Origin of the sequence: Paraburkholderia sp. PGU19, from assembly GCF_013426915.1 — a bacterium.
In the GTDB taxonomy this organism is placed as follows: Bacteria; Pseudomonadota; Gammaproteobacteria; order Burkholderiales; family Burkholderiaceae; genus Paraburkholderia.
Genome location: NZ_AP023179.1, coordinates 2813673 through 2826679 on the forward strand (window position 1 = coordinate 2813673; position 13007 = coordinate 2826679).

At 56.5% G+C, this 13007-nt stretch carries 8 protein-coding genes and 1 tRNA gene; 7 read left to right on the forward strand and 2 right to left on the reverse strand.

Translation table 11 applies throughout. From position 1 onward, the window contains the following. Position 1: 1 nt before the first annotated feature. Positions 2 to 226 (forward strand): hypothetical protein, encoded by a 225-nt coding sequence (locus H1204_RS12840; protein WP_180728601.1) that lies wholly within the window; start codon positions 2 to 4, stop codon positions 224 to 226. A 1706-nt stretch (positions 227 to 1932) separates the two neighbouring features. Then, the gene (locus tag H1204_RS12845; protein WP_180728602.1) at positions 1933 to 2124 is read left to right on the forward strand and encodes a hypothetical protein; all 192 of its coding nucleotides are present in this window, start codon (positions 1933 to 1935) and stop codon (positions 2122 to 2124) included. Between the two features lie 475 nt (positions 2125 to 2599). On the opposite strand, the gene H1204_RS12850 is transcribed toward H1204_RS12845, so the two are convergent. Further along, positions 2600 to 3745: an ATP-grasp fold amidoligase family protein gene (locus tag H1204_RS12850; RefSeq protein WP_180728603.1), complete on the reverse strand. Its 1146-nt coding sequence runs from the start codon at positions 3743 to 3745 to the stop codon at positions 2600 to 2602. Between the two features lie 17 nt (positions 3746 to 3762). Between H1204_RS12850 and H1204_RS12855 the strand changes: the two genes are divergently transcribed. The 4 genes from H1204_RS12855 (at position 3763) to H1204_RS12870 (ending at position 8782) form a co-directional block, all read left to right on the forward strand. Continuing rightward, positions 3763 to 5367 (forward strand): glycosyltransferase, encoded by a 1605-nt coding sequence (locus H1204_RS12855; RefSeq protein WP_243468491.1) that lies wholly within the window; start codon positions 3763 to 3765, stop codon positions 5365 to 5367. 113 nt (positions 5368 to 5480) lie between these two features. Continuing rightward, the gene (locus H1204_RS12860) at positions 5481 to 6713 is read left to right on the forward strand and encodes a glycosyltransferase (protein WP_198001208.1); all 1233 of its coding nucleotides are present in this window, start codon (positions 5481 to 5483) and stop codon (positions 6711 to 6713) included. 290 nt (positions 6714 to 7003) lie between these two features. After that, positions 7004 to 7090 (forward strand) — tRNA-Tyr (locus H1204_RS12865). A 555-nt stretch (positions 7091 to 7645) separates the two neighbouring features. Beyond that, on the forward strand, positions 7646 to 8782 hold the full coding sequence (locus H1204_RS12870) for a GNAT family N-acetyltransferase (protein ID WP_243468627.1): 1137 nt from the start codon (positions 7646 to 7648) through the stop codon (positions 8780 to 8782). Between the two features lie 536 nt (positions 8783 to 9318). On the opposite strand, the gene H1204_RS12875 is transcribed toward H1204_RS12870, so the two are convergent. Continuing rightward, entirely contained in the window at positions 9319 to 10518 is a 1200-nt protein-coding gene (locus H1204_RS12875) for a hypothetical protein (protein WP_180728605.1), read from the reverse strand. Between the two features lie 970 nt (positions 10519 to 11488). Between H1204_RS12875 and H1204_RS12880 the strand changes: the two genes are divergently transcribed. Then, positions 11489 to 12949, forward strand: a complete 1461-nt coding sequence (locus tag H1204_RS12880; protein ID WP_180728606.1) for a PQQ-binding-like beta-propeller repeat protein — start codon at positions 11489 to 11491, stop codon at positions 12947 to 12949. The last annotated feature ends 58 nt before the right edge of the window (positions 12950 to 13007 follow it).

A 13007-nucleotide genomic window follows, 5' to 3' on the forward strand; every position in this document is an offset into this window, starting at 1 on the left:
CGTGCCCGAGAAACTGCAGGTGCCGTGTTCGTCGGCACATTTCGTCCACGTGACGCCGTTGACGGTAACCGAAGCCGGATTGCCCGCTGCATGCGCTGCTGAAAAGAAGGTCAGCGAAAAAAATAGAAATAAGAAGTACTTAATTTGTCTCATTGATTTCGTTCCAATAGATCTGAAACTCTTTACGGATGAAAAGGAAGAACCCATCGAGCACGCTCGACGCTGATGATGTGAATATCCGCAGGTCGATACCCCCAGATACTTACGCGCAAGGACCGTCGCATGTTGAGCCAGCCAGGCAGACCCGCCAACCTTATTGAACTCTCAACTTAGTAGTCCTCAACGCGTGCACACAAACACCTCCTCGATGAAGTTCCGTTTAGCGAAAAAACCATGGATTGCATCAACCGGATGCAGTGCGGGATCGTGCAGATCTCCCGTATGTGCTCGACCTTCGTGACGTACCGTTGACCTTGCCAAGCGTCGATGACTCGTCATTCACACGTCCGGCAAAAAAGACAGACGCATCAGGTTGTGCACATCGGCGACCCGAACGTGTAACGCTCCAGAGAGCGACGGCACACACCCGGGCGCACTGCTGACAGACAATCAATCCTCTAATTTGACCCTTACACTTAGGCATACTAAAAGATTAATTCTGCTTTCTTTTATCTTTCACCTTCGGCTCGCGCGAATGTTCAATCGACGGGGCCGGCATAAGCTCTAGCTTCTCCCGAAGCTAAGCATCCGCTTAGCCATACGATATCGCCAAGTGCCTGATCGGCCCACACAGCGGTCGAACCGCGTACAAGAGAGCGGCAATGCAGCATTTACCGAACCCTTTTGAACTTCTAGGTAAGATTTGCGTGTGGCTTGAAAGAAACCAAAGTATAAACGTTTCATTGTTGAAACGCTGACGGCAATCACGTCGGTTAAGGACTAACCCGAAGATGATTCGCCAACTTGGTCAATACTCACCTATTCGCTTGGGAAAAATAAGGTTTCCGTTCGCGAGCCCTAGGTGAATTGGGGAAATCTTTTTTGACAACCTTGAGAGGGACGCTTGACAACTTAAGATTCGGCTTTAGAACGCCTGTTCGCAGACGATCGAACGTTGGTTCCGACCCCGACTGAAATCAATCGCGCGGACGGAGATTTGGCCCCGCCCCGAAGTCCTCGCCGATGAATAAGTATGTCCATTCACATAGGGGATTATACCGAAAGATCAGACGAAATCCACCCCTCTGGATACAAGCCTCGCCTCGCGCGGTTCTATCGCTGAGCGCAAACAATGCAACATCCCACCATCGCGCACTCTCGAGAGGTGCACGCAGCTTGAACAGGTCGAGCCGGCCACGTGCCAGGGTTGTGATAGATCGACAGCGTAATGAAGAGAGTTCCGTGGCGCGCGGTTCGCTTTGCGAATCGAGTTGCCCCTCTTTTCCTCGAACAATGCGCACGAGAGTACCGTACGCTTTTTGATCGAGCGCACAGCAAATCGCGTGTCAACGAACAATCGATGTATTTGCACTCCTTATTTCTTGACCAAAAGCGTATCTTCCGTACCCGCAAAGCGATCTGCGATTGAAACAATGCCGCACTGCTTCGTTTGCTGATGCCGGTATAAGAGGCAGATGCCGGCGTTCGAGATGGGCTCAGCTATCCGGAACCGGAAAACTCTAAAATTAATTCAAGAGACCTCTTGCGCGCATGATTTCAAAGATAGCCAGGCTCGGGTATCGAAATTCATGAAATAGAGGAATTCCAGAAAGGATGCCTATTCATCGAAAGAATGCTCGATTCAATGTTGTGTGGGGCAGCGAACATTGAATATGGAGACTCCGTGACAGATTTATTCAACATCGACCTGCACCAGAGGCCGACGCCCGTTGCAACAGGTAAGTAAGGACGGGGCAACGACGGAAGGGCATCATGGCACAACCGCGTGCTGTCGATGACGACACGATCAACCTTGTTCACCCGTTCGAAGGATTGCCCGAGCTCGCCGTTGCAAACATTCATCCTCATCTGGACCCGGTCGGAATATGGACCATAGGCCGGGGACATGCGATTTCTCCCGATGGTCGTTTCGTTCGAGGAGACGCCGGTCTGGATCAAGTCTAAACAATCATCACGTGTTCGTACGTTGCCGGACGGCTGCGGCGGCACTGGGCCGTCAGGACGGTCGCTCTGGCAAACGCTCAGTCCCTGCGATCTATCCAGCAGAAAGACAATCCGTCCGCGGCGTCCTGATCAGTAATCGCCCATGCTCTATGCGTTGACCGTATCAATGTGACAACGGAGGTGACTATGAACCGGTGCTTTGCATGTGACACCCTGGTAGGCATGCCTTCGACAGTCAACCCGCACGCGTCGCTACTGCGGATCCGGGCAGAGGTCGTTGGCCCACCTGAGCACACGGTCACCCGCTATGTCCAATACTGCTGTAACGTTTGCGGCTCATGGATTCATCAGAACACACTGGACGGTTCTCCAGCGGGTCTCTGGTCGGTCGGCCGTTCAACTCAAACGGGCGTTGAAAACAACGCATTCCAGATGATGCACCGGCGCGAGCGTTGATTACAGTAAGCTCACCGAACTACGGATCGCCCGACGCGTTGCTTCGCCTCGGGACGGAACACCTCGCTACCTCAACCGAACGATAGCGTCGATAGCGCCTGTCAAGACAGGATCGGGGGGGCGAGCCAGCATGCGGATAGCTCAAGAGCGACGAATTGCCGGCGGGCATGCCAGCGCATGCGAGAACGCGCGCACCCCATCCGCCATGCTCCGCTATGATGCACGCGATGCTCCAGGCCAGCCATCCCTCCGTGGCTTTTGCCTTATCCCGAGTAACGGAGTAGTTGGCATTTTGCAGGATACGCCCCCAGTCATAATCGCAGCGATCAGGCGTATAGGGCATCGTCCCGCCCCCCGGCGTAAATGTCAGCTCCCCGAAAAATATCTGATCGTCACACGAATAGAAATCTACACGCACGTAACCAAGCCCATCGGCCAGCGCCATGGCTACGCTGCTGAGCTCTTCCCAATTCGGCGGTCTGGGCACTGCGCGTTCGCTGCGCGCGTAGTCGCCCCAGGCCAAGTCAAGTCTGTTCCACCGGGCGTCGTAGACATCGGCGCGAGGCGTGCCGAAACGATCGGAAATGATGCCCGTGTAAATGACCGGACCGTCTGGACCGCGGCCGAACATGTGCATCTTGTAATCAGACGGAACGGTGCCCGCCTGGTCGAGGAGCAGGGTTTCAAAGAAGATCCGGGGTTGAATGCCCTTGTAGTGCTGTTCACGCGCCACCCGATAGTAGTCAATGCTCAACCATCTGCCGGCGATCCGACGGAGTTCTTCAAACGATCTTTTCGACTTGTCCCAAACTACTTCAACGAAGTTGGAGCCGTGATTCGCTTTCATCACAAACGATGATGGTAGCGAGTCGAAAACGTCTTTCGTAAAAACATCGGGCGCCGCGAGCAACGGAATAAGGTACCTCTCCCCGATGCGTTCCCTTACGTATTCGCGGACCCTCAACTTGTCGGCCAGGCTGCTCCAGCGCGGATCCGGTTGCAGGCATCGCATCAGGATCATTTCGTTGAACGCCTTCGGACGCTTCATGTTCGGAAACCGCCCGATTCTTCGACGATGTGAAAAGGCCAGATACAGGTCATCGGGCATAAGCGACGCTGCGCCTTTGAGAACCCGACGCGTGCTTTTGAAAAAGAGGTTGTTCATGGCTTCATGTCTCCCCTATGCGTCAACTGTTTTCCCGGGCAACAGAAAATCCCGGATGTCTCCACCAGCACTTCGCCTGCATATTGTTCAGCGCAGCAAACGCCCCGAACACAAGACCAGATTTTCTGCTCAACGCTTCATGGCCTGGTGCCATGTCGGGGCAGCGCACCGGCCTGCTTTTTGGAAATTCGATGTCGAACAGGTTACACGACACTCTTTCCGACCAATCTTCCTATGTGTTGCCAGTGGCGAAAATAACCGAGATTCTGGCGCAGAACGACACGCGCCCAAATGTAAAAGAAGGGGGCGGCGTCCGCAGATATCCGCGGAAGCCGGGAGTTATTCCGCTGTCTTTCGAGGCTGCAAGCCTGATGATCTCGTCCCGCGCCTTGAAGCGCAGCAGCGGAATGCGATATAGGGCACCGGGTGAGATCGACTCTATGCACGTTCAATTTGTTATCGGCAACCTTAGCGACTATCACATACCACGCTACCGCGCGCTCGTGCAGCTCGCGCTGCGACAAGGATGCAAGGTATCCCTCGTAGAGCTATTCGAATATTCGAGCTTTTATGACTACCCGCAGAGCAATCGCACGACGTTCCTTCAGGATGTGCCGTCCGACATGGTTACAGTCTTCAAGGGTACCGCTGCAGGCACCAAGCATTGGCTGACGGTGGCGGCCCGGCTCCGCGTAATCGTGGGTGCCACACGCCCCGACTTTGTCATCACGCTCGGCTACAACACCAGCTATTCGATTTACCTATGTCTGCTCAGGACGCTGACGCGTCGATTCAAGCTGGTCTACATGTCGGACTCGAAGGCTGACGACGGAAAACGGCACCGACTCAAGGAAGCCTTGAAAAGAATCCTCGTCTCACGCTTCGATGGTGCACTCGTGGCCGGTGAGAAACATCGTCGATACGCCGAATCGCTCGGCATTCCCTTGCACCGATCACATATCGGCTTTGATGTCATCGACGTTGCGTACTTTCGCGACGCCGCAAAGGCCGTACGCGCACACGCCGACAGCGCGCGACACCGCTTCGCCCTGCCGTCACGATACGTGCTATGCGTGAGCCGCTTTGTCGAGCGCAAGAACGTGCCGCTCGTTCTGGAGGCGTTCGCGTGCTCGGAGCTTGCGCAACAGGGGGTGTCCCTCGTCCTCGTCGGCCAGGGTCCGCTGGAACAGACGATTCGTGAAAAGATCGCTGCGCTCGGGCTAAGCGAGCGAGTCCTGATCTTCAGCGCGATTCTGAACTGCGACATGCCAGCCTTGTATGCGCTCGCAGACTTCATCGTGCTCGCTAGCGCATTCGACCAGTGGGGGCTGTGTGTCAACGAGGCTATGGCCGCCGGGCGGCCAGCGATCGTGTCGCGGACCTGTGGCTGCGCGAACGAAGTTGTGCATGACGGCATCAACGGCTTCATTGTTCGGCCTGGCGACCGCGATCAGCTTGCAATGAGAATGAAGCAGCTCGCCGAGGACCATGCGCTTCGCGAAGATCTCGCCCGCAATGCGGAATCAACGATCCGTGACTGGACCCCTGAGCTTTTCGCCCAAAACGTGCTCGCCCTCACAAACGTGATCCTGAAGCGCAACGACGCCTACGCAGGCGGATAGCTGGAAATTAAACAAGAATTGTCTACTCCATACCACCAGAAATTCCATTCGTTTTTCTAAGCAGGTGCAAGTCACAGTGCCACGATTGATTGCGATTTCAAGGATACGTTTCTATGGGTTTGCGAATTCTTCATGCCATCATCACCGTCAATCCGGCATATGGAGGGCCTATTGAGGGGATCATTCAGGCGTCTCGCGAGCATCGGCGCATGGGAAATTCGATCGAGATCGTTACGCTCGATGGACCCGACGAGCGCTCACTCGCTCAGTGTGAAGTCATCTGTCATCCCGTCGGCCCGGGGTTCGGCAAGTACAGATATGCTCCGAGGCTGGTCCCGTGGCTGCGGGCCAACGCGCCGAAATACGACCTTGTGATTGTCAACGGAATCTGGAACTACATATCGTTTGGCGTCTGGCGTGCGCTACGCGATTCGGGGATACCTTATTTCGTATTCACGCACGGGATGCTGGACCCGTACTTCAAGCAGCGCTACCCGTTAAAGCACTTCAAGAAGATGCTCTATTGGCCATGGGCAGACTACCGGGTTCTTCGCGATGCCAATGCCGTGTTCTTTACGTGCGAGGAAGAACGTCTATTGGCCCGCCAATCGTTTCGCCCATACCACTGCAACGAGCATGTCATCAGCTACGGCACAGCAGGTGCCGTTGGCAATCCGGACATGCAACGCGAACTGTTCCTTTCGAGGTTTCCGCATTTGCGCGGCAAAAGAAATCTCCTCTTTCTTGGGAGAATCCATGAAAAGAAGGGAATCGACCTTACGCTGCAGGCACTGGCTCAATGCATACAAGACACACCCGAAGACAAAATCAACGATGTGCGACTGATCATAGCGGGCCCCGATGACAGCGAGTACGCGAGTGCGGCCAAAGCCCTGTGCAACGAGTTGGAGTTGACAGAAAGGGTGACATGGACGGGATTGCTCGACAACGACCTCAAGTGGGGTGCATTCCTTGCATCGGACGCATTTGTGCTCAACTCGCATCAGGAGAATTTTGGGGTTGCTGTGGCGGAAGCGTTGTCTGCGGGGCTCCCGACGCTGATTACTGACAAGGTCAACATCTGGCGTGAGATCGAGCAGTCTGGCGCAGGATTCGTGGACAAGGACGACCTGGCAGGGGCAGTCTGCTTGTTGCACCGCTGGCTGGGCGCTTCGCGACGCGAGTGGGCTGACATGCGCACGCTCGCGAGACAGTGCTTCACTTCCCGGTTTCATATCGCTCGGTCCATGCAATCCTTGCTCGACGCGCTTGCCATCTACACGGTGCAACAGGGCTCAACACGTGTGGCTGCAGAGGCGCAGCTTGAACTGGACGAAAATTTTTAAAACGAGGCACTGAAAACCCGGGCAAAACCTCCCTGCGCAAACTGTCGTTGACGCTTGCCCATGCATCGGACGAGCGCAGGTAACTCCGCATCGGAACCGGCATTCAAGCGCCATTCGCGCGACCACGGTTAGCCGTTTCCTGGTCTGACCTGTGCCCTATTCCGGTCGCTCGAGCTTTGCTTTGGTGCTCTGATCCGCAGCAGTTGCTTTGCAGAAACTGTGCGGGAGGGAACACGCCAGGTTGTAAGAGCGTTGACTAGATTTTCTCGCGCCCCACAATCATCAATTACGGAGAGGTGCCCGACTGGCTAAAGGGGGCAGACTGTAAATCTGCTGGCTTAACGCCTACGTTGGTTCGAATCCAGCCCCCTCCACCAGATCCCATGGCGGCCATGGCGGTACCGTGGTCAACCAGACTTGGGGCGGCAGGCGGCGTTGGAGCAACGTCGAATCGTTGGTCATTCTCTCTCCTGCCAAACTGACGTTTGTCGCTCGTCGATCATCGGCGACGTCGCACTGCGACGCTTCAATTGCCTTGACAGGCAACACTACTGCTAAAAAAGCCGCGCATCGGCGCGATTGCCGCGCTGTAGAGACAGTTGAGTCGGATCGCACGACGGCTGAAACCCGTGGCAAGCCCACCGTTCGAACGCGGATACGGGCCCAAAATTCAATGCGGCCGGGCGCAAGCGATTGATGAGACTGCGCTGAAGCAGCTTTGCGAATTTCTCGAGAACACACTGCTTGAGATGCCTCCTTTCTTCCTACCAAAAACAAGCCGTCGCGTGATACGAACTGCGTGCTCCAGCTTGTAGACATCAAGCAAAAAGAAAGGTACCTTTCTACGCCATGGGCGCTAGTCGGCCTCATCGGCTTCAGATAAAGACTCTCGCCTTCCGCGGAAGATTACAAGTTTTCGGGAGCAACTCGTGATGCACACCATAACGTTCGAAGTCGTTCGCGATATCGACAGCTTTTGTGCCATGCAGCCCGAGTGGGACGATTTGTGGTCTCGTGCCGGAGGCGAGTACTTTCAGTCGTACGCGTACTGCCATGGCAGTCTCATAGCGGAGGCCGCAGGTCGACGTCAACTCCACTGCATCACTGCAAGGCGCGAAGGTCGGCTCGTCGCGCTCTGGCCGCTCGTCACGTCGTGGAGAAACTGCTGGAAATACGCCAGTCCGCTTACGCCGCCCAACAGATCGCCAAGCGACATCCTGGTCGCGCCCGATTGCGACGTCCGTCAGGTAGCGATGGGTGCATGGCGAGTAGCCCGCAAATCGACGCAGGCCGACGTTTTCGAGTTCTGGCGCATCAACTCGAGTTCGCCACTGCAACGCTGCCTGATGCGCGATGCCGTGGCGCACCGTGCGACCGAGGAACGCACGCCCTATGCCGCATTGAGAGGCCAGCATGATTGGGAAGCGTATTGCCGCTCGCGACCGGGCCGCTCGAAAACCCGCCCGGACTATCTGAAACGGCGGCTGGCCGCGCATGGCGAATTCAATGTCGAGATGCTCGACTCGAATGATCCGCGCATTCCGTCGCTAGTCGAGTGGTCTGCTTTGCGAAAGCGCGAATGGGCACAGCACAATGGCATCGATAGCCCGTGGATCTATTCCCAATCAAGTAGCAGGTTCTGGAACGGTCTTCTAACGAACGCTGCTTATCAGCCCGGCGTGTTTCACCTGTTTGTACTGACACTCCAGGGAAAACCGCTTGCCGCGAACGTCGTTGCGATAGGCGCCACGCGCGCGTATCTATTGACGACGACATACGACCTGAAGCATGCGAACCTGTCACCGGGAACCGTGCTCGTCGATGATTGTGTCAAATGGGCATTTGACCGAGGGCTGGATTTCGACTTTGGGCCGGGCGAGCAGCAGTACAAGTCGTCGTGGAGTGGCGGCAACTCATACGTGACATCGTCATGCCTCGTCCTTCCAACCTGGTGGGGACGCGCTGGTTATCTCGCGAAGCATGGTATCTGGCATATGCGAGCCATGTTCGCACAGATCACCGGCAAGCATACGCCGGCGCAAGGCCCCGCGAGTGCACCGTCGGCATGATGGCCACCATGTCACAGATGATCTTGATGTGGAGTGGGCTGCGGTCGTATGGCGGTCGAACTGAGCCTTGCTTCACCAAGTCGGGGACATGAGGACACCAAAATGTGTCGAACAACGCCAACTCGATCTCACGAGCGTCGAATGGCGCATCAGCGTTAATCTCTGAAAGCGGCGGCACAGATGGGTCCCGAGTTGCGTTCCAAGCCCTGACCTCGTTCGGTCAGCAAATCCCATTTGACCATGGCGAAAGAACTCGAGCTTGAATACCTCGTCCCGGTTACTGTCGAGCAGCGAAATCAGGCGAATAGGTTCCTCCTCGAGTTCGAGTCTTTACGCCCCGTCACTGGCCGATTGCACGCGTGCCGAGCACGGATGTCCACCCGGTTTGAATGGCGGTTGCACAGCCGCAACGTGACGCTCGTAGCAGAAAGACAGCGGTGTTAATGGTTCAGCTCATGGGACCACCGGCCGCCCGTCAATCGGGCCGGCCAGCGGCTGTGAAAACCCTCGTCTCGTCGACTCCCGTTATCTTCACCTCACCTGGCAGGGCCAAACGGACTGGTGAAAGAACCCGCAGGCGGCAGAGCAAAAAAGCCCGCGTTGTGAGGCACCACCGCGATGTAAGCGATCCTGTTGAACGATGGTCCCTGTCCAGGGTTAGCGGAGTCGCTAAACAAGACACGTTTGCCTGTTCGAGGGTCCACACGGAACAGATTGTTTCTCCCTGTCGCCGGGTCGACAGCGCCCACGAATATTTGTCCACAGTCCTGCAAGACGTCGCCGGCAAGGTTTGCGCCCAACGGTCCCTGGGCGGGGTTGTCGAAATCACTGACGACTGTGCGGTTTCCGCTTTTCGGATCGATCCTCAGCAGCAGATTCCTTGGAGAGGTTCCCCCTGAATTGGCCAGGATCGCTCCCGAGTGTTCCACAGCGAGACCGCCTGAGTTACTCAGATCAACGACGGCACCTTGTGCCGGGTTGTTGAAATCGCTCAAAAGCGTCCGGAAACCCGTGACAGGATTGACACGAAAGATTCCTAGCTTGCCGCAACTGCCATTAACGCCGATAAGGATCGCCCCTTTACCCGCCTCACCAGGGTGCTTCGGGTTCCACTGGGGGGCCTCCAGGGCGAAATCGGTGATCCCGCAGAAAGATAAGTCCCCCCCTCCCTGAGACGGGTCCCAGAGGAAGGTGACAGTGACGCGTGTGTCGTTCCGGGGGTCGACGCGCACCACGGCAGGCGCGACGAACGCTCCCTCATCGTTGACGAAAACCCTGCCGAAGGCGTCCACGGCCGCGCCGTAGCCGAAGTTGCCGTCACGGCCCTGATGCCAATCGCTCACGAGGATGCGATGACCGGTGCGAGGATCAACACGGAGAATGCCGACGTATGGACCGGTGACAAAGATCTGTCCCTGGCCAATCGCTACGCTGACCGGGAGCGAGCTTGGAGCAATGACAGGACCCTGTGCCGGATTGGAAAAATCGCTGATGACCGAACGCACACCCGTCGTCCCGTCTACCCGGATTAGCTTGTTGGCGCCCCAATCGGTGACCAGAATGTCGTCGCCTTCAAGGGTGACTGCCTGAGCGGGGCCGCCTGTCAAGAGCAGTCCACCGAGCAGTGCAATGCAACCGGCAATGAGGCGCCGCCTGGCAGGCAGGAATATTGATGTTGAACCTGCGCGATACACGCAAGCCCTCAAGAGCATGGCCCACTTCGCTGCCTTTTTCATCGCTTTACTCCATTCTTCATTGTTTAAGGAGTGGCCGCGGAGGTGAACAATGACCTCGATAATGCACGGATCCGTCGGGCAAGCTTCGTCCCGGGAAATGGCGCGCGGTCTCGCAATTCAAGAGGCAAAGTAAACGCGCGCCCGCGGCATCGCGAGAACGCCTATTCGCGCCGATGTCGACAATCTTTTGAGATGGTTTTGCAAATCGCGGAAAAGATGCCGTGAGCACTGCATCCCTTAAGTAGTGGAAGATAGGTGGCTGGACAAAAAGAGGCACTGAGTAATTGTCCCAACGGAATTCCGGCACATACTGTGCGGGAGCGCATATTCAAGTCCCTTCCAAAATGCTTGGCCTGTTCCTCGCCTTAGTATCGGTCCCAGGGCACGCACTGCGAACAGTGCTTTTCCTGAAAATCAATCGCAAAAAGGAAGCATGAAGTGCAACACCCTGACTCGTTTAAGTACTTCCCTTCACTAAACCTTGTGTTGCACTTCAAGTTTGAAACCACCCATATATAAACACTCATGTCAATTGTTGCATTCCATTTAATCGTTAGAGAATCCGGTAATTAATTCTGTTCCACACCAGGCATTGATGGGGTCCAAAACAAGTGTTCTTTTCTCCCCCATTTGTGAGAAGCCACTCCAATGTGCGGTGGTGCGCACAAGGCGGGAATTTGGAATTGACCGCACGTAGACAGCACCTAGAGTAGACGACGTCATCATCGCGGATAGCAACCCAACCCAGCCGCTACTTCTCGCTTTGTTGGCCATTTCGGGTCCAACGGCGAGTGCACTCACCAGCATGCAATTCTCTGCGACTATTGCAGCCTCTCGGGCATGCTCACTCCGTTCCTCCGCCATCGATGATAAATGCGAACGCGGCGCTGCAGGCATGCACCGCTCTCATCTCCGGGTGCACGCCTTTCAGGTGTGAATGAATTAGTTCGTTTTTCTAAAAGGTGATTCCATGGACGACGCCAATTGCGATTTCAGTCCCAGGAGAAGCAAACTGTCAGCCGCTATCGTGCTCGCCGGCCTGGCCATCGCGCCAGGCGCTCAGGCACAGACTCCGACCGACTGGCCCACGTTCGGCTGGGACGCCCAGCGCACCGGGTACAATCCCTTCGAGAAGGTACTGACCACATCGAATGTTCCAGGCTTGCGAGCACACTGGGCGACCGACCTTGGCGGCCCGATCCTCACGCAGCCGACGGTGGCCGCCGGCGTGAATGTCGGAGGCGTGTCGACGGATGTCGTCTACGCCGCAACGCTTCAGGGGAGCATATTCGCGCTCAACGCCCACACGGGCGCGATCATCTGGCGTCGGGACTTCGTGCCCGTGCAAACCAGCTGCGACGATTTCTCAGCATCCGGCGGCAAGGTGGGCTTCATCGACACGCCAACCATCGACCGCGCGCACAACCGGCTGTTTATCGTGAGCGGCAGGGGTGCGCTGCACTCCTTTGACCTGTCGAACGGTGCCGATAGTATGACGCCCGTGCAGGTACCTGACGCGGCGAACTTCCTGAATACGTTCGTCTACGGCAGCCCGACGCTCGTTGGCACGTCGCTGTATATCGCGACGGCCAGCGCCTGCGATAGTGGCCGGCCGTACCGTGGACAGGTCGTGCGCGTGTCGGCCACCGACGGGTCAATTCTGCAGCGCTGGTTCCCGACTGCCGCAAACGTGGATGGAGGCGGCATCTGGGGGGCGGGTGGCGTATCGGCCCTGGCTGATGGGACCTATGTGTTCGTATTGACGGGCAACGGATTCTCTACCCCGGAAAACGCCGGATATGCGGAACACGTTGTCAAGCTCACCACGAACCTCGTAGTAGCCCAGTCCGACTCGCCGCCTACGTTGCAAGCTCAGGACCGGGATTTCGGTGCGACCGCGACGCTTTTCCAGCCGATTGGCTGCCCACCGATGCTCGCGGCCTACCAGAAGACCGGTTATCTGTACATCTACAACCGGGCCGCAATCTCCTCCGGTCCCATGCAAACGCTGATCCTGTCCCAGCCTTCGGGTGACACGATTGGACAGCCAGCATATGACCACAATCAGCTTTATATTGTGGCGCCGCAGGATTCGCCCACCAACTTCAATCGCCGTGGGCTCCTTGCGCTATCCGTCAGTAACACCTGTTCCCTCAGCATCAAATGGCAGCAGCCGGTCGGCTCGACGGCGTCCTTCTATAACCCGGCCATTTCGCCCGTCGTCGCAAACGACGTGGTGTACTACGCCGATGGCATAGCAAGTCAGGTTTACGCGATGGACACAAAAAGCGGACAGATACTTTGGAGTACGGATAACATTCCCTCTTCTGACAGGGTTACCGGCTCTATCCTCACGTCGCCGACGGTTGTGAATGGGCAGCTATTTGTTGCGGGCTATGGCGATCACAAGCTTCACGCGTTTGGCCTATAGCGCTTCGCGCGCCGGCACAACTAATGAACGCGTTGCGTCATCGCGGTTGAGGCGCAAT